The sequence below is a fragment of the Phocaeicola massiliensis B84634 = Timone 84634 = DSM 17679 = JCM 13223 genome, from assembly GCF_000382445.1.
Classification (GTDB): domain Bacteria; phylum Bacteroidota; class Bacteroidia; order Bacteroidales; family Bacteroidaceae; genus Phocaeicola; species Phocaeicola massiliensis.
The window spans coordinates 3038010-3055450 of record NZ_KB905472.1 but is presented as its reverse complement, the minus strand read 5'-3'; the positions used below and the strand labels follow the sequence as shown (position 1 = coordinate 3055450).

General features: G+C 40.3%; 22 protein-coding genes. All 22 read left to right on the top strand.

Features of this window, described 5'->3' with window-relative positions; genetic code table 11:
- Positions 1–18: 18 nt before the first annotated feature.
- The gene (gene rpoC, locus HMPREF1534_RS06405; RefSeq protein WP_005941903.1) at positions 19–4308 is read left to right on the top strand and encodes a DNA-directed RNA polymerase subunit beta'; all 4290 of its coding nucleotides are present in this window, start codon (positions 19–21) and stop codon (positions 4306–4308) included.
- A gap of 164 nt (positions 4309–4472) precedes the next feature.
- Complete coding sequence (locus HMPREF1534_RS20410; RefSeq protein WP_018451964.1) at positions 4473–4613, top strand: hypothetical protein; 141 nt, start codon at positions 4473–4475, stop codon at positions 4611–4613.
- 1411 nt (positions 4614–6024) lie between these two features.
- Positions 6025–6807, top strand: coding sequence for a sensor histidine kinase (locus HMPREF1534_RS06410; protein ID WP_229032022.1), 783 nt, complete (start codon positions 6025–6027; stop codon positions 6805–6807).
- A gap of 99 nt (positions 6808–6906) precedes the next feature.
- The gene (locus tag HMPREF1534_RS06415) at positions 6907–7248 is read left to right on the top strand and encodes a DUF3467 domain-containing protein (protein ID WP_005941895.1); all 342 of its coding nucleotides are present in this window, start codon (positions 6907–6909) and stop codon (positions 7246–7248) included.
- Positions 7249–7439: 191 nt separating this feature from the next.
- Entirely contained in the window at positions 7440–7853 is a 414-nt protein-coding gene (gene rpsL, locus HMPREF1534_RS06420) for a 30S ribosomal protein S12 (RefSeq protein ID WP_005844840.1), read from the top strand.
- A 161-nt stretch (positions 7854–8014) separates the two neighbouring features.
- Positions 8015–8491 carry a 30S ribosomal protein S7 gene (rpsG, locus tag HMPREF1534_RS06425; RefSeq protein ID WP_005941893.1) on the top strand — a complete coding sequence of 159 codons (477 nt, stop codon included), beginning with the start codon at positions 8015–8017 and terminating at the stop codon, positions 8489–8491.
- Positions 8492–8523: 32 nt separating this feature from the next.
- On the top strand, positions 8524–10641 hold the full coding sequence (gene fusA / locus HMPREF1534_RS06430) for an elongation factor G (RefSeq protein ID WP_005941891.1): 2118 nt from the start codon (positions 8524–8526) through the stop codon (positions 10639–10641).
- Positions 10642–10733: 92 nt separating this feature from the next.
- A complete protein-coding gene (gene rpsJ, locus HMPREF1534_RS06435) occupies positions 10734–11039 on the top strand; it encodes a 30S ribosomal protein S10 (protein WP_005941888.1) in 306 nt (101 codons plus the stop codon).
- Between the two features lie 20 nt (positions 11040–11059).
- Entirely contained in the window at positions 11060–11677 is a 618-nt protein-coding gene (rplC, locus tag HMPREF1534_RS06440) for a 50S ribosomal protein L3 (protein ID WP_005941885.1), read from the top strand.
- On the top strand, positions 11677–12303 hold the full coding sequence (rplD, locus tag HMPREF1534_RS06445; protein WP_005941883.1) for a 50S ribosomal protein L4: 627 nt from the start codon (positions 11677–11679) through the stop codon (positions 12301–12303). Before rplC ends, rplD begins: the two co-directional genes overlap by 1 nt.
- Positions 12304–12324: 21 nt before the next feature.
- On the top strand, positions 12325–12615 hold the full coding sequence (gene rplW, locus HMPREF1534_RS06450) for a 50S ribosomal protein L23 (protein ID WP_005941881.1): 291 nt from the start codon (positions 12325–12327) through the stop codon (positions 12613–12615).
- A 5-nt stretch (positions 12616–12620) separates the two neighbouring features.
- The gene (gene rplB / locus HMPREF1534_RS06455) at positions 12621–13442 is read left to right on the top strand and encodes a 50S ribosomal protein L2 (protein ID WP_005941879.1); all 822 of its coding nucleotides are present in this window, start codon (positions 12621–12623) and stop codon (positions 13440–13442) included.
- Positions 13443–13464: 22 nt separating this feature from the next.
- Entirely contained in the window at positions 13465–13734 is a 270-nt protein-coding gene (gene rpsS, locus HMPREF1534_RS06460) for a 30S ribosomal protein S19 (RefSeq protein WP_005941877.1), read from the top strand.
- A gap of 36 nt (positions 13735–13770) precedes the next feature.
- A complete protein-coding gene (gene rplV / locus HMPREF1534_RS06465) occupies positions 13771–14181 on the top strand; it encodes a 50S ribosomal protein L22 (RefSeq protein WP_005941874.1) in 411 nt (136 codons plus the stop codon).
- Positions 14182–14187: 6 nt separating this feature from the next.
- Positions 14188–14919, top strand: coding sequence for a 30S ribosomal protein S3 (gene rpsC, locus HMPREF1534_RS06470; RefSeq protein ID WP_005941871.1), 732 nt, complete (start codon positions 14188–14190; stop codon positions 14917–14919).
- Between the two features lie 21 nt (positions 14920–14940).
- Positions 14941–15375, top strand: coding sequence for a 50S ribosomal protein L16 (rplP, locus tag HMPREF1534_RS06475; RefSeq protein ID WP_005844860.1), 435 nt, complete (start codon positions 14941–14943; stop codon positions 15373–15375).
- A gap of 6 nt (positions 15376–15381) precedes the next feature.
- Entirely contained in the window at positions 15382–15576 is a 195-nt protein-coding gene (gene rpmC, locus HMPREF1534_RS06480) for a 50S ribosomal protein L29 (protein WP_005941868.1), read from the top strand.
- Positions 15577–15587: 11 nt separating this feature from the next.
- Positions 15588–15845: a 30S ribosomal protein S17 gene (gene rpsQ, locus HMPREF1534_RS06485; protein WP_005844864.1), complete on the top strand. Its 258-nt coding sequence runs from the start codon at positions 15588–15590 to the stop codon at positions 15843–15845.
- A gap of 2 nt (positions 15846–15847) precedes the next feature.
- A complete protein-coding gene (gene rplN / locus HMPREF1534_RS06490; protein WP_005941865.1) occupies positions 15848–16213 on the top strand; it encodes a 50S ribosomal protein L14 in 366 nt (121 codons plus the stop codon).
- A gap of 20 nt (positions 16214–16233) precedes the next feature.
- Positions 16234–16557: a 50S ribosomal protein L24 gene (gene rplX / locus HMPREF1534_RS06495; RefSeq protein ID WP_005941862.1), complete on the top strand. Its 324-nt coding sequence runs from the start codon at positions 16234–16236 to the stop codon at positions 16555–16557.
- Positions 16557–17114, top strand: coding sequence for a 50S ribosomal protein L5 (rplE, locus tag HMPREF1534_RS06500; protein ID WP_005941860.1), 558 nt, complete (start codon positions 16557–16559; stop codon positions 17112–17114). The genes rplX and rplE overlap by 1 nt, the downstream gene beginning before the upstream one ends.
- Positions 17115–17120: 6 nt before the next feature.
- On the top strand, positions 17121–17420 hold the full coding sequence (gene rpsN, locus HMPREF1534_RS06505) for a 30S ribosomal protein S14 (protein ID WP_005941858.1): 300 nt from the start codon (positions 17121–17123) through the stop codon (positions 17418–17420).
- Positions 17421–17441: the final 21 nt, after the last annotated feature.

Here is a 17441-nt window from a genome sequence, read left to right as displayed (position 1 = left end):
CAATATAAACAAGAAAGTATGGCTTTTAGAAAAGAAACGAAGATAAAGAGTAATTTCTCGAAAATCTCAATTGGTTTGGCTTCACCTGAAGAAATCCTTGAGAATTCGAGTGGTGAGGTGTTGAAGCCCGAAACTATCAACTACCGTACCTACAAACCCGAACGTGACGGTTTGTTCTGCGAACGCATCTTCGGTCCGGTAAAAGACTATGAATGTCATTGCGGTAAGTACAAACGTATTCGTTATAAAGGAATCGTTTGTGACCGTTGCGGTGTTGAAGTGACAGAAAAGAAAGTTCGTCGTGAACGTATGGGGCATATCCAGCTGGTAGTGCCTGTGGCACACATTTGGTATTTCCGTTCATTGCCGAACAAAATCGGTTACTTGTTGGGATTGCCTACCAAGAAACTTGATTCTATTATTTACTATGAACGTTATGTCGTAATTCAGCCGGGTGCTGCCGCTGAAGAAGGCGTAAATGAATATGATTTGCTTTCGGAAGAGGAATATCTGGATTTGCTGGAAAAACTTCCGAGAGAAAATCAGTATCTGGAAGATACAGACCCTAACAAGTTTATTGCTAAGATGGGAGCTGAAGCCATCTATGATTTGTTGGCTAAACTTGACTTGGATGCACTTTCTTATGAATTGCGTCACAAGGCAAGCAACGACTCTTCACAACAACGCAAGAATGAAGCATTGAAACGCTTGCAGGTCGTTGAATCGTTCCGTGCATCTCGCGGACGCAATAAACCTGAATGGATGATTGTACGTATTGTTCCGGTGATTCCGCCCGAACTTCGTCCGTTGGTTCCGTTGGATGGTGGTCGTTTTGCAACTTCTGACTTGAATGATTTGTATCGTCGTGTGATTATTCGTAACAACCGTCTGAAGAGACTGATTGAAATCAAGGCTCCTGAAGTAATCTTACGCAACGAAAAACGTATGTTGCAGGAAGCTGTCGATTCATTGTTCGATAACTCACGTAAGTCAAGTGCTGTAAAAACAGATGCAAACCGTCCGTTGAAATCACTGTCTGATAGTTTGAAAGGTAAGCAAGGACGTTTCCGTCAGAACCTGTTGGGTAAGCGTGTTGACTACTCAGCCCGTTCGGTAATTGTCGTTGGTCCTGAATTGAAAATGGGAGAATGCGGTATTCCTAAATTGATGGCTGCCGAACTTTACAAGCCGTTTATTATCCGTAAATTGATAGAACGCGGTATTGTGAAGACTGTTAAGTCTGCCAAGAAGATAGTAGACCGCAAAGAACCTGTTATTTGGGATATCTTGGAGCATGTCATGAAAGGACATCCGGTATTACTCAACCGTGCGCCGACATTGCACCGTTTGGGTATTCAGGCATTCCAACCCCATATGATTGAAGGTAAGGCTATCCAATTACACCCATTGGCATGTACTGCGTTCAATGCCGACTTTGACGGTGACCAAATGGCTGTTCACTTGCCTTTGAGTAATGAGGCTATATTGGAAGCTCAGATGTTGATGCTTCAGGCACATAATATTTTGAATCCGGCTAATGGCGCACCTATTACTGTACCCGCACAGGATATGGTACTTGGTTTGTATTATATTACAAAACTGAGAAAAGGTGCGAAGGGTGAGGGACTGACATTCTATGGACCGGAAGAAGCTTTGATTGCTTATAATGAAGGAAAGGTAGATATTCATGCTATCATCAATGTTGTTGTAAAAGACCTGGATAAGGATGGCAACATTGTAGATGTGATGATGAAAGAAACTTCTGTAGGTCGTGTGATTGTAAATGAAATCGTTCCGGCTGAAGTAGGTTATCTGAATACCATTATTTCTAAAAAGTCTTTGCGCGACATCATTAGTGATGTTATTAAGGCTGTGGGTGTTGCTCGTGCTTGTGAATTCTTGGACGGTATTAAGAACTTAGGTTACCACATGGCGTTCAAGGGTGGTTTGTCATTCAACTTGGGTGATATTATTATTCCGAAGGAAAAAGAAGAACTGGTAAAACGCGGTAACGAAGAAGTTGAGCAAATCATGATGAACTATAATATGGGTTTCATCACTGATAATGAACGTTACAACCAGGTTATTGATACATGGACTCATGTCAACAGCGATTTGTCTGACATCCTTTATAAGACTATTAAAAATGATGACCAAGGTTTCAACTCAGTATTTATGATGCTTGATTCCGGTGCTCGTGGTTCTAAGGAACAGATTCGTCAGTTGTCAGGTATGCGTGGTTTGATGGCTAAGCCGCAAAAGGCCGGTGCTGAAGGTGCTCAGATTATTGAAAACCCGATTCTTTCAAACTTTAAGGAAGGTTTGTCGGTATTGGAGTACTTTATCTCTACCCACGGTGCTCGTAAAGGTTTGGCGGATACAGCTTTGAAGACTGCCGATGCCGGATACTTGACTCGTCGTCTTGTAGACGTATCGCATGATGTGATTATTAATGAAGAAGACTGTGGAACACTGCGCGGTTTGGTTTGTACTGCTTTGAAAAATAACGATGAAGTTATTGCCACTCTGTATGAACGTATCCTCGGACGTGTTTCAGTACATGATATTATTCATCCTACCACCGGTAAGTTGATTGTTGCCGGAGGTGAAGAAATTACTGAGGATATCGCACAGGAAATTGAAGATTCTCCGATTGAAAGTGTAGAAATCCGTTCTGTATTGACTTGCGAATCGAAGAAAGGCGTATGTGCCAAGTGTTACGGACGTAACCTTGCTTCCAGCCGTATGGTTCAAAAGGGAGAAGCTGTCGGTGTCATTGCTGCACAGTCTATCGGTGAGCCGGGTACTCAGTTGACGTTGCGTACTTTCCATGCCGGTGGTATTGCCGGTAACATGGCTGCCAATGCAAGTATTGTTGCCAAAAACAATGCTCGTCTGGAATTTGAGGAACTTCGTACTGTTGATACAGTAGATGAAACTACCGGTGAAGCTGTGAAAGTGGTAGTAGGTCGTTTGGCCGAGGTTCGCTTTATTGATGTAAATACCGGTATCATTTTATCAACTCATAATGTTCCTTACGGTTCTAAATTGTATGCTGCTGACGGTGATGTGGTTGAGAAGGGTAAACTGATTGCTAAATGGGACCCGTTCAACGCTGTTATTATTACTGAAGCAACCGGTAAGATTGAGTTCGAGAGTATGGTTGAGAACGTAACTTATAAGGTAGAATCGGATGAAGCTACCGGTTTGCGTGAAATCATCATTATCGAATCTAAGGATAAGACAAAAGTTCCTTCTGCTCATATTACGACAGAAGATGGTAACTTGATACGTACTTATAACTTCCCTGTGGGTGGACACGTTGTTATTGAAAACAATCAATCGGTAAAGGCCGGTGACATCCTTGTGAAGATTCCGCGCGCTGTTGGTAAAGCTGGTGATATCACCGGTGGTTTGCCTCGTGTTACAGAATTGTTTGAGGCACGTAACCCGTCCAACCCTGCTGTGGTTTCTGAAATCGATGGTGAAGTTACCATGGGTAAGATTAAACGTGGTAACCGTGAGATCATTGTAACATCTAAGACTGGTGAAGTGAAGAAGTACTTGGTTAATCTTTCTAAGCAGATTCTTGTTCAGGAGAACGACTATGTACGCGCCGGAACTCCGCTGTCTGATGGTGCGATTACTCCTGCCGACATCTTGGCCATTAAAGGTCCTACGGCTGTACAGGAATATATCGTAAACGAGGTACAGGATGTTTACCGTCTGCAAGGTGTGAAGATTAATGATAAGCACTTTGAGATTATTGTTCGTCAAATGATGCGTAAAGTTGAAATTGATGAACCGGGTGATACCCGCTTCTTGGAACAGCAAGTGGTAGATAAGCAAGACTTCATGGAAGAAAATGACCGTATTTGGGGTAAGAAGGTGGTTGTTGATGCCGGAGATTCTCAGAACTTGCAACCGGGTCAGATTGTAACAGCCCGTAAGTTGCGTGATGAGAACAGTATGTTGAAGCGTCGTGACTTGAAACCCGTTGAAGTGCGTGATGCTATTCCTGCAACATCTACTCAGATTCTGCAAGGTATTACTCGCGCTGCTTTGGGAACTTCAAGCTTCATGTCTGCTGCATCATTCCAGGAAACAACCAAGGTTCTGAATGAAGCTGCTATTAATGGTAAAGTAGATAGATTGGAAGGTATGAAGGAAAATGTGATTTGCGGTCACTTGATCCCTGCTGGTACCGGACAGCGTGAATTTGAAAAGATTGTTGTTGGTTCGAAAGAAGAATACGATCGCATCTTGGCAAATCGCAAAAATGTACTTGACTATAGTGAAGTAGAATAATACGATTCATTAAGACTTTAAATAGAAGGTCGGTTTTCCTAATGGGAGACCGACCTTTTTATTGTTCACCCGGCATGGGTATACCCTCCTGACTTCATCACTTTTCCCTACCATTACATAGCGGAAAAATGGAGTGACGCAAGTATGCTCTTGTCTCAATCAGGATGAAAGGAACCAGTATTCACACTCGCTACCTCGGTCAGCACATTGAGCCGGAAGCGGCAGCGGGAGGTGAGAAAAGCGGTTACTTCCTGTATCAGGGAGCATGGCGTCGTCTTCTTGACAGCATCTTTCGAGGATTCTGATTCTACTGTCTCTTCAATGTTTTTCGAAGATATCTTCCCGGCTTTCTTTCAATATGCTTCCGGGGAAGATTGTTTTGAGAGTGATGAATACATTCATGAGGCACTTTTTGAGATTGGGCGAATTACAAATATACAACATAAAAAAGCGTTTGTCTAGAAGAGGAGGCAAACAAATCAAATTCCGGTACAGGATATGACGGAATCTGACACAATGACATATATATGTGTAGGCTTATGCGTACGTCCGTGTAGCCCGATGCATATATACGTGTGGGCTTACACATATATAGGTACAGGCTTGTGCCACTGTATGTGTCAAAAAGACCTTGATGTCTTTTAAAAAGATCGGGAAGTTTCTTACAAACTTCACCACCTTTTAAAAAAAGCCCGGTATGTTTTTTATGTAAGGGCAGATGAGATTACCTTTCATCAAATTGGTCATTCTTTTTTTTCCGTTCATCCTTACATTTTAATCAAAACGTGCGGACAACCGCCGGCTAATAATGAAAGGGTATCCCTTCACTCCCATTTCAGTCACACTTCCCAAGCCGTTTTCAAATCTGCCTTCAGCATTTTTTTCACCGAAAGATGTTTTAAAATGAAAGGAGGCTGAAAAGACAACACGGCATGTTCATTCACCACCGGAACTCCCATTAACAGGACGTTTTGGCAGTTAATGAAAGGAGGAAACATATTTCCGCTTGTGGATGAAAAATACAGTTGGTTTTGTGGATTTGTCATTGTATGACAAACCACGTATAGGAAAAGTCGAGAGCCGGCATTGCTCCGATACTAGCCACGGACTTTTGTAGCTGATTTCTTTTCCACATTTATATGTTTGCGTAATTTTCCTTAATGGTAAGTTAACACCAACAAGCCTTCTATGCGATAGTAGCAATAAGTCAACTGCACAAAGGAAGTCAAGCGAAATCATACGGCATTGGCAAGCCGGTCTTCACTAAATAGAAATGATATTCCGAATCATTCGTAAATCATATTTTGTGATAAAAAGATTTCAGCCATTTCTCAACAGGCTATCATTGTTTTTCTAAAAGTTTGATAATAATAGTCCCTTTTTCAGAATAATATATCTATATTTGTAGTCATTCAAAGCGACAAAGAGAGTTCGTGTTTGATATATTAATGTAAATAGAGCGTTTTTGATATTACTTTGTGTTAGAAAATCCCCAATTTTCGAAGCGGAACAAAGTGGATACAACAGAACGCTCACGTCGTGTGTTTATACTTCCTTCTAAAAGGAAATATGCATAACGGCGTGGGACTGTTGTTTTTATTTGTTCCGTGGGTATGGGGATACCTCTAACACAGATAAGACATTAAAACAGTTCCCACGCTTTTTTATATATTTATGCCATCCTCAGGGAGCAGGGAAGGGGTACATTGGGCTGCTATGAAAACAATAGAAGAATTGGAAGAACTCAACCATCAATTGCAAGTCGAGTTGAGGAAAGCTAGAGCCGCTCAGGCTCAAGCCGAAGCTGCTAATCAAAATAAATCAGTGTTTCTAGCCAATATGAGCCACGAGATACGAACGCCGCTTAATGTTATTATGGGGTTTTCGAATTTGATTGTTACTGCTGCTACCGAAGAAGAAAAGCGAATGTATGCAGAAGTTCTGGAAAATAATTGTTCTTTGCTGCTTCAGCTTATTAATGATATTTTAGATCTGTCAAAAATAGAGTCGGGAACATTGACTTTTGCAGAGGAAGAAATGGAGCTGAATATATTATTGGAAGAATTGGCAAGCGCAATGCGTACACGAATTGTTGCCGAGGAGGTTATTTTGAATTGTGTAACACTTTCTGCTCCTTGTTTTGTCGTGGCGGAAAAAAAACGGCTTTCTCAAGTACTTATTAATCTATTGACAAATGCTATTAAGTTTACTACCAAAGGCAGTATTCGTTTAGGTTATGAAATTCATGGAAAAATGCTTTATTTTTATGTGGCTGATACCGGATGTGGTTTTCCTGAATCCCAAAAGCAGAAAGTGTTTGAACGATTTGTGAGACTTGATTCAGCTAAACCGGGAACAGGGCTGGGGCTTGCAATTTGTCGTACTATTGTGGAAAAAATGGGGGGATGTATCGGGGTAGAATCAGAAGAAGGAAAAGGATCTTGCTTTTGGTTTACCATTCCTTATATTCCTCTCTGTATAGAAAAAAATGATATTTAGTGCGTCTATTGTTGCTTGATTGGTTCCTTTTCCTTATTTTTGTTCGCCTGCTAATAATAAGCAGATAATATTTACCTTTAATTATAGAAGAAAATAATCATGGAAAACGAAAAAAACAACAATCAGCTTCAAATAGAGTTGAAAGAAGAAGTAGCACAAGGCACATATGCCAATCTTGCCATAATTACCCATTCTAGTTCAGAATTCATAGTAGATTTTGTACGTGTAATGCCTGGGTTGCCGAAAGCAGGAGTTCAATCTCGTATTGTATTGACTCCTGAACACGCTAAGCGTCTGATGTATGCTTTACAAGAAAATGTGGCAAAGTATGAGCGCAACTTTGGACCGATCCGTATGCCTGAAGAAATGAATGGTGCCAATGGCGGTCCTGATGGCAAGACTTTTATTCCTCCTATGAGTGGCTTTAAAGGAGAGGCATAAGTTATAGCTTTGTCGTGGAAATGGCATATTAGCCTGTTTTTCAAAAGATTTTTTTTGGAGACAGGCTATTTTTATTGCTTAAAAGTATTGTTTATTAAAATGTTATTCGTAACTTTGCAGCCCAAAATGTATAGTTTTGGATTAAAATAGTAAATTAATAAACAATATATAACAATTAAAAATCAAACAAAATGCCTACTATTCAACAGCTAGTAAGAAAAGGAAGAGAGGTTTTGGTTGAGAAAAGTAAGTCTCCGGCACTGGATTCATGTCCTCAAAGACGTGGTGTTTGTGTTCGTGTGTATACTACTACTCCGAAAAAACCGAATTCAGCAATGCGTAAGGTTGCTCGTGTACGTCTGACAAACTCTAAGGAAGTGAACTCTTATATTCCGGGAGAAGGACACAACTTGCAGGAACACTCAATCGTATTGGTTCGTGGTGGTCGTGTGAAAGACCTTCCGGGTGTACGTTATCACATTGTTCGTGGTACTTTGGATACAGCGGGTGTGGCTGGTCGTACACAAAGACGTTCTAAATACGGTGCTAAACGCCCGAAAGCCGGACAAGCAGCAGCTCCTGCAAAAGGTAAAGGTAAAAAGTAATTTGAAGCCTAGCTGAAATTCCGAAAAGAAAAAAAGTATTTTAATTTAAGTTTTTGGTTTGTTGGAATAAGCTATAAAGGTTGAGTAAATGCTTCGGTGGAAGCGTTGAAGTAAACAAGAGTCGCAGCCCCAAACAAAAAACATTATTTTTTTTAAGAAAAATGAGAAAAGCAAAACCAAAAAAACGTGTGATCCTTCCGGATCCGGTATTTAATGACCAGAAGGTTTCTAAATTCGTAAACCATCTGATGTATGATGGAAAGAAGAATACCTCTTACGAAATCTTCTATGCTGCATTGGAAACAGTAAAAACAAAACTTCCTAACGAAGAAAAGTCAGCTTTGGAAATTTGGAAGAAGGCTTTGGATAACGTAACTCCTCAGCTGGAAGTTAAGTCTCGCCGTGTGGGTGGCGCTACATTCCAGGTTCCTACTGAAATCCGTCCTGAACGCAAGGAATCAATCTCAATGAAAAACTTGATCCTTTTCGCTCGTAAACGTGGTGGTAAGTCAATGGCAGATAAATTGGCTGCTGAAATCATCGACGCATTCAACGAACAGGGTGGTGCCTTCAAGCGTAAAGAAGATATGCATCGTATGGCAGAAGCTAACCGTGCATTCGCTCACTTCAGATTCTAATCAAGTAATAATTAAATAAGTAAAGGACGAAAATGGCTAAAAATGATTTGCATTTGACCCGCAATATCGGTATTATGGCTCATATCGATGCCGGTAAGACAACCACTTCGGAACGCATTTTGTTCTACACCGGTCTGACCCACAAAATTGGTGAGGTTCATGATGGTGCAGCTACAATGGACTGGATGGCTCAGGAGCAGGAACGTGGTATTACTATTACCTCTGCAGCGACAACAACTCGTTGGAAATATGCAGGCAATACTTATAAGATTAACTTGATTGATACTCCGGGACACGTTGACTTTACTGCTGAAGTAGAGCGTTCATTACGCGTTTTGGATGGAGCTGTTGCTGCTTATTGTGCTGTCGGTGGTGTAGAACCTCAGTCGGAAACAGTGTGGCGTCAGGCTGATAAATACAATGTGCCTCGTATCGGTTATGTTAACAAAATGGACCGTTCTGGTGCTGACTTTTTTGAAGTTGTTCGTCAGATGAAAACTGTGCTCGGTGCAAATCCTTGTCCTGTTGTAATTCCTATCGGTGCGGAAGAAAGCTTCAAAGGTGTTGTTGACCTGATTAAGATGAAAGCCATCTTATGGCATGATGAGACTATGGGAGCAGACTACAGTGTAGAAGAAATCCCGGCAAACTTGGTTGACGAAGCTAATGAATGGAGAGAAAAACTGCTTGAAAAAGTAGCAGATTTCGATGATACTTTGATGGAGAAATTCTTTGATGATCCTTCTACTATCACTGAAGAAGAAATCTTGCGTGCATTGCGTGCAGGTACTTTGAAGATGGACATCGTTCCTATGTTCTGCGGTTCTTCGTTCAAGAATAAAGGTGTTCAGACATTGCTTGATTATGTTTGTGCATTCTTGCCTTCTCCGTTGGATACTCCTGCTATCGTGGGTACTAACCCGAGCACAGGTGCGGAAGAAGATCGTAAACCCAGTGAAGATGAAAAAACTTCAGCTTTGGCATTTAAGATTGCAACTGACCCCTATGTAGGTCGTTTGACTTTCTTCCGTGTTTACTCAGGTAAAGTAGAAGCCGGCTCTTATATTTATAACACTCGCTCCGGTAAAAAAGAACGTGTGTCACGTCTGTTCCAGATGCACTCAAATAAACAGAATCCTGTTGAACTAATTAGTGCTGGTGATATTGGTGCAGGTGTTGGTTTCAAGGATATTCGTACTGGTGATACTTTGTGTGACGAAGAAGCACCCATTGTATTGGAATCTATGGAATTCCCTGATCCGGTTATTGGTATTGCAGTTGAGCCCAAAACACAGAAAGACTTGGATAAGCTGTCTAACGGTTTGGCTAAGTTGGCTGAAGAAGACCCGACATTTACAGTTAAAACTGATGAGCAGTCAGGTCAGACTATCATCTCTGGTATGGGTGAGCTCCACTTGGATATTATTATCGACCGCTTGAAACGTGAATTTAAAGTAGAATGTAATCAGGGTAAACCTCAGGTTAACTACAAGGAAGCTATTACAAAGACTGTTGAATTGCGTGAAGTTTATAAGAAACAGTCCGGTGGTCGCGGTAAATTCGCTGATATTATCGTAGCAATTGGTCCGGTTGATGAAGACTTTACTCAAGGTGGATTGCAATTTATCGATGAAGTGAAGGGTGGTAATATTCCTAAGGAATTTATCCCGTCAGTTCAGAAAGGTTTCCAAACTGCAATGAAGAATGGTGTATTGGCAGGTTATCCGCTTGATTCACTGAAGGTAGTCTTGAAAGATGGTTCATTCCACCCGGTTGACTCTGACCAGTTGTCATTTGAAATCTGTGCTATTCAGGCTTACAAAAACGCTTGTGCTAAAGCGGGTCCTGTATTGACTGAGCCTATCATGAAATTGGAAGTTGTAACTCCCGAAGAAAACATGGGTGATGTTATCGGTGACTTGAACAAACGTCGCGGTCAGGTAGAAGGTATGGAATCAAGCCGTTCGGGTGCTCGTATTGTTAAAGCAAAAGTGCCTTTGGCTGAAATGTTTGGTTATGTAACGGCTTTGCGTACTATTACTTCTGGTCGTGCAACTTCATCTATGACTTATGACCATCATGCTCAGGTGTCTAGCTCAATTGCTAAGGCAGTACTTGAAGAAGTGAAGGGTCGTGTAGACTTAGTATAATAAAGAATAATTTGGGGCAACGGGTTAGCGAATGACTCTTAATCCGGCCCCACTTTATATGTTTTTTTAATCATTTTATAAATAACAATCTAATGAGTCAAAAAATTAGAATTAAACTGAAATCATACGATCACAACTTGGTGGATAAGTCTGCTGAAAAGATCGTGAAAACAGTGAAGGCTACAGGCGCTATTGTTAGCGGTCCTATTCCATTGCCTACTCACAAACGTATTTTCACTGTAAACCGTTCGACTTTCGTTAACAAGAAGTCACGTGAACAGTTTGAACTTTCTTCTTATAAGAGATTAATCGATATCTATAGCTCAACAGCTAAGACAGTAGATGCTCTGATGAAGTTGGAGTTACCGAGTGGTGTAGAAGTAGAAATTAAAGTTTAATCCATTAAAAATTAACTGAAATGCCAGGATTATTAGGAAAGAAAATCGGAATGACATCCGTTTTCAGTGCTGATGGTAAAAATGTACCATGCACTGTTATCGAAGCTGGTCCTTGTGTAGTTACTCAGATTAAGAGTGTCGAAAAAGATGGCTATGCAGCTGTTCAGGTAGGTTTCCAGGACAAAAAGGAAAAACATACTACCAAACCTTTGATGGGACACTTTAAAAAAGCTGGTGTAACTCCAAAGAGACACTTGGCCGAGTTCAAAGATTTTGAAACAGAATTGAATTTAGGAGACGCAATTACTGTAGAATTGTTCAATGACACTGCTTATGTTGATGTTGTTGGTACTTCTAAGGGTAAAGGTTTCCAAGGTGTTGTAAAAAGACATGGATTTGGTGGTGTAGGTCAGACTACTCACGGTCAGCACAATCGCGCTCGTAAACCGGGTTCTATCGGTGCTTGTTCATACCCTGCAAAAGTATTCAAAGGAATGCGTATGGGTGGCCAGATGGGTGGTGACCGCGTGACTACACACAACTTACAGGTATTAAAGGTGATTCCGGAACATAACTTGCTGTTGATTAAGGGTTCTGTACCGGGTTGCAAAGGTTCAATCGTAATAATTGAAAAATAATGGAAGTTAACGTATTAAATATTAAAGGTGAAGACACCGGAAGAAAGGTTACGTTAAGCGAATCAATCTTCGGAATTGAACCCAATGATCACGCTATCTATCTGGATGTTAAACAGTTTATGGCTAATCAACGTCAGGGAACTCACAAATCTAAGGAAAGAAGCGAAATCAGCGGTTCTACTCGTAAATTAGGTCGTCAAAAAGGTGGTGGCGGTGCACGTCGCGGTGATATCAACTCTCCGGTGTTGGTAGGTGGTGCTCGTGTATTTGGTCCTAAACCTCGTGACTACTGGTTTAAATTGAATAAAAAAGTTAAGACATTGGCTCGTAAGTCAGCTTTGTCTTATAAAGCACAAGCAAATGCAATCGTTATTGTTGAAGACTTCACTTTTGAAGCTCCTAAGACAAAAGATTTCGTTGCAATGGTAAATAATCTTAAAATTGCTGACAAGAAGTTGCTTTTGGTTTTGCCGGAAGCTAATAAAAACGTATATTTGTCAGCTCGTAACATCGAACGTGCTAACGTAGCAATAGCTTCTGCATTAAATACTTACAAAGTATTGGATGCTGAAACACTTGTTGTTACAGAAAGTTCGCTCAAAGCTATCGAGAATATCTTATCTTAATTTAAAAAGGAGGCTTAGATAATGGGAATTATTATTAAACCGTTGGTTACAGAGAAAATGACTGCGATTACCGAAAAGTTAAATCGTTTCGGCTTTATTGTACGTCCTGAGGCTAACAAGTTGGAAATTAAGAGTGAGATTGAGGCTTTGTATAATGTTACAGTAGTAGATGTGAATACGGTAAGATATTCTGGTAAGAATAAGAGCCGCTATACTAAAACTGGACTTATCAGTGGACGTACAAATGCTTATAAAAAAGCAATTGTTACATTGAAGGAAGGTGATACTATTGATTTTTATAGCAATATTTAATAAAGATGGCAGTACGTAAATTTAAGCCCACAACACCGGGGCAAAGACATAAGATTATTGGTACTTTTGAAGAAATTACTGCGTCAGTACCAGAAAAGTCTCTTGTAAGCGGAAAACGCGTATCAGGAGGTCGTAATAATGTCGGTAAAATGACGGTTCGCTATATCGGCGGTGGTCATAAGCAAAAATACCGTTTTATTGATTTCAAGAGAAATAAAGACGGCGTTCCAGCAGTGGTTAAAACTATTGAATACGATCCGAATCGTTCGGCTCGTATTGCTTTGTTGTTTTATGCTGATGGTGAAAAAAGATATATTATTGCTCCTAATGGATTGCAAGTTGGTAGCACTTTGATGTCTGGAGTTGATGCAGCGCCTGAGATTGGTAACGCACTTCCACTCGAAAACATCCCTGTCGGTACTGTAATTCATAATATTGAATTGCGTCCGGGGCAAGGTGCAGCTTTGGTAAGATCGGCTGGTAATTTTGCTCAGTTGACTTCAAGAGAAGGTAAGTATTGTGTAATCAAATTGCCTTCAGGTGAAGTAAGACAAATACTTAGTGCTTGTAAAGCTACTATTGGTAGCGTAGGTAACTCTGATCATGGATTGGAAAGCTCTGGTAAGGCAGGTCGTTCTCGTTGGCAGGGACGTCGTCCTCGTAACCGTGGTGTTGTTATGAACCCGGTTGATCACCCGATGGGTGGTGGTGAAGGACGTGCTTCAGGAGGTCATCCAAGATCACGTACAGGCTTGTATGCTAAGGGCTTGAAGACAAGAGCTCCTAAGAAACAGTCTTCTAAGTATATTATCGAGAGAAGAAAGTAATAACTGATTAATTGAGTAAATTATGAGTCGTTCATTAAAAAAAGGTCCATATATTAACGTAAAACTGGAAAGCAAAGTGCTTGCTATGAATGAGAGCGGCAAAAAGAGTGTCGTTAAAACTTGGGCTAGAGCTTCAATGATTTCGCCTGATTTTGTAGGGCATACAATTGCAGTTCATAACGGAAATAAATTTATTCCTGTTTACGTTACAGAAAACATGGTAGGACACAAGTTGGGCGAATTTGCACCAACACGTACATTCCGTGGCCATGCCGGTAACAAGAAAAAATAAGCAGGATAATCTGAAGAAATAATAAAGTAATAAATAATGGGAGCAAGAAAAAAAATATCGGCTGAAAAGAGAAAAGAAGCCCTTAAGACCATGTATTTTGCAAAGTTGCAAAATGTTCCTACATCTCCACGCAAAATGCGTCTCGTGGCTGACATGATTCGTGGTATGGAAGTGAACCGTGCACTGGGTGTCTTGAAGTTTTCTTCTAAAGAAGCTTCTGCAAGAGTGGAAAAGCTATTGCGCTCTGCTATTGCTAACTGGGAACAGAAAAACGAACGTAAAGCAGAAGACGGTGAATTATTTGTAACAAAGATTTATGTTGATGGTGGTGCAATGCTGAAAAGAATGCGTCCGGCTCCACAGGGAAGAGGTTACAGAATTCGCAAACGTTCAAATCACGTGACTTTGTTCGTTGATTCTAAGAATACTAATGATAATCAAAATTAAAACTAGATGGGACAGAAAGTTAATCCGATAAGCAACCGTTTAGGAATTATCAGAGGATGGGATTCTAACTGGTACGGTGGCAACGATTATGGTGATGCTTTGTTGGAAGACAGCAAAATCCGTAAATATTTGAATGCCAGACTTGCAAAAGCCAGCGTTTCAAGAATTGTTATTGAACGTACACTGAAATTGGTGACAATCACAGTTTGTACAGCTCGTCCGGGTATTATCATTGGTAAAGGCGGTCAGGAAGTTGACAAGCTGAAAGAAGAGTTGAAGAAAATCACAGACAAAGATATTCAGATCAATATCTTTGAAGTGAAGAGACCTGAATTAGATGCTGTTATCGTAGCTAACAACATCGCTCGTCAGGTAGAAGGTAAGATTGCCTATCGCCGTGCCATTAAAATGGCTATCGCAAATACTATGCGTATGGGTGCTGAAGGTATTAAAGTGTTGATTTCAGGACGTTTGAATGGCGCGGAAATGGCTCGTTCTGAAATGTATAAAGAAGGAAGAACTCCGTTGCATACTTTCCGTGCAGATATCGACTACTGTCATGCTGAAGCTTTGACTAAGGTTGGTTTGCTGGGTATCAAAGTATGGATTTGCCGTGGTGAAGTGTATGGCAAGAAGGAATTAGCACCGAACTTTACTCAGACTAAAGAGAACGGTCGCGGTGGAAATGGCAACAACAACGGTGGTAAGAACTTCAAAAGAAAGAAAAACAATCGCTAACGGATTTGAATTTTAGGAATTATGTTACAACCGAAAAAGACAAAATTCAGAAGACAGCAGAAGGGCAGTCAGAAAGGAAATGCTCAAAGAGGAAACCAATTGGCTTTTGGCTCATTTGGAATTAAATCTTTGGAGACTAAATGGATTACAGGTAGACAAATTGAAGCTGCACGTATTGCGGTAACAAGATATATGCAACGTCAAGGACAGATTTGGATCCGTATTTTCCCGGACAAACCTATTACTCGTAAGCCTGCTGATGTGCGTATGGGTAAGGGTAAAGGTGCTCCCGAAGGCTTCGTTGCTCCGGTTACTCCGGGTCGCATTATCATCGAAGCAGAAGGTGTTCCTTATGAAGTGGCAAAAGAAGCTCTGCGCCTTGCAGCTCAGAAACTTCCTGTTACTACTAAGTTTATAGTTAGACGTGATTACGATGCTCAAAACCAAAATGCTTAATTTATTATGAAGATTGCAGAAATTAGAGAAATAGCTACCAATGAATTGGCAGAAAGAATTGAAGCTGAAGTAGCCAATTACAATCAGATGGTTTTAAATCATTCTATCTCTCCGCTGGATAATCCTGCACAGATTAAGAAATTACGCAGAACAATCGCGCGTATGAAAGCAGAATTGCGTCAGAGAGAACTTAACAAATAATAATGGTCCTCATGGAAGCTAGAAATTTAAGAAAAGAAAGAACTGGTGTTGTAGTAAGCAATAAAATGGATAAGACCATTACTGTTGCTGCTAAGTTTAAGGAAAAACACCCTATTTATGGTAAATTCGTTTCTAAGACGAAGAAGTACCATGCTCATGATGAAAAGAATGAATGTAATGTAGGTGATACAGTACACATCATGGAAACTCGTCCTTTGAGCAAAACTAAGAGATGGAGATTGGTTGAAATAATTGAAAGAGCTAAGTAATTATGATACAAGTAGAATCCAGACTTACAGTGTGTGACAACAGTGGTGCTAAAGAAGCTCTTTGTATCCGCGTTTTGGGCGGTACAAGGAGACGTTACGCCTCTGTAGGGGATGTCATTGTAGTTTCTATCAAGAGTGTAATCCCCTCTAGTGATGTTAAAAAAGGTGCAGTATCAAAGGCTTTAATTGTACGTACTAAGAAAGAAATCCGTCGTGCTGATGGTTCTTACATTCGTTTTGATGATAATGCTTGCGTGTTATTGAATAACGCAGGTGAAATTAGAGGAAGTCGTATCTTTGGCCCTGTAGCAAGAGAGTTGCGTGCTGCAAACATGAAAGTGGTATCACTTGCACCTGAAGTACTTTAATTTTGTAAAAGATTTAAGTAATGAGTAAATTACATATTAAAAAAGGCGATACAGTTTACGTAAACTCTGGTGAAGATAAAGGTAAAACTGGCCGCGTGCTAAAAGTTCTTGTTAAGGAAGGACGTGCACTTGTAGAGGGTATTAATATGGTATCTAAGAGTACCAAACCTAATGCAAAGAATCCTCAAGGAGGTATTGTTAAGCAGGAAGCTGCTATCCATATCTCTAACTTGAATGTGGTTGATCCCAAGACTGGTAAACCGACACGTGTGGGAAGAAAAGAAAGTTCTGATGGAAGAACATTTGTTCGTTATGCTAAAAAATCGGGAGAGGAGATTAAATAATGAGTAATACTGCTAGCCTTAAGAAAGAATATGCAGAGCGCATTGCGCCTGCATTGAAGAATCAGTTCCAGTATTCTTCATCTATGCAAATTCCCGTACTTAAGAAGATTGTTATCAATCAGGGCTTGGGTATGGCTGTTGCAGACAAGAAGATTATTGAAGTTGCTATTAATGAGTTAACAGCAATTACTGGTCAGAAAGCTGTAGCAACAGTTTCACGTAAAGATATCGCTAACTTTAAGTTGCGTAAAAAAATGCCTATTGGCGTAATGGTAACTTTGCGTCGTGAAAGAATGTATGAGTTCCTTGAAAAACTGGTTCGTGTTGCTTTGCCACGTATCCGTGACTTTAAAGGTATCGAAAGCAAGTTTGATGGACGAGGTAACTATACATTGGGTATTCAGGAACAAATCATTTTCCCTGAAATAAATATCGATAGTATTACTAAAATTCTCGGAATGAATATTACCTTTGTAACTTCTGCTCCGACAGACGAAGAAGGTTATGCCTTGTTAAAGGAATTTGGTTTACCGTTTAAAAACTCAAAAAAAGATTAATATATTATGGCAAAAGAATCAATGAAGGCTCGTGAAGTAAAAAGAGCCAAACTTGTAGCCAAATATGCTGAAAAACGTGCTGCGTTGAAGAAGATTGTTAATTCAGGTGACCCTGCTGAAGCTTTTGAAGCTGCTCAGAAATTACAGGCTCTTCCTAAGAATTCTAATCCTATTCGTTTGCATAACCGTTGTAAATTGACTGGTCGTCCTAAAGGTTATATTCGTCAGTTCGGAATTTCAAGAATTCAGTTCCGCGAAATGGCTTCTAATGGATTGATTCCGGGCGTAAAGAAAGCAAGCTGGTAATTCTTTTTATTTTTAAATATT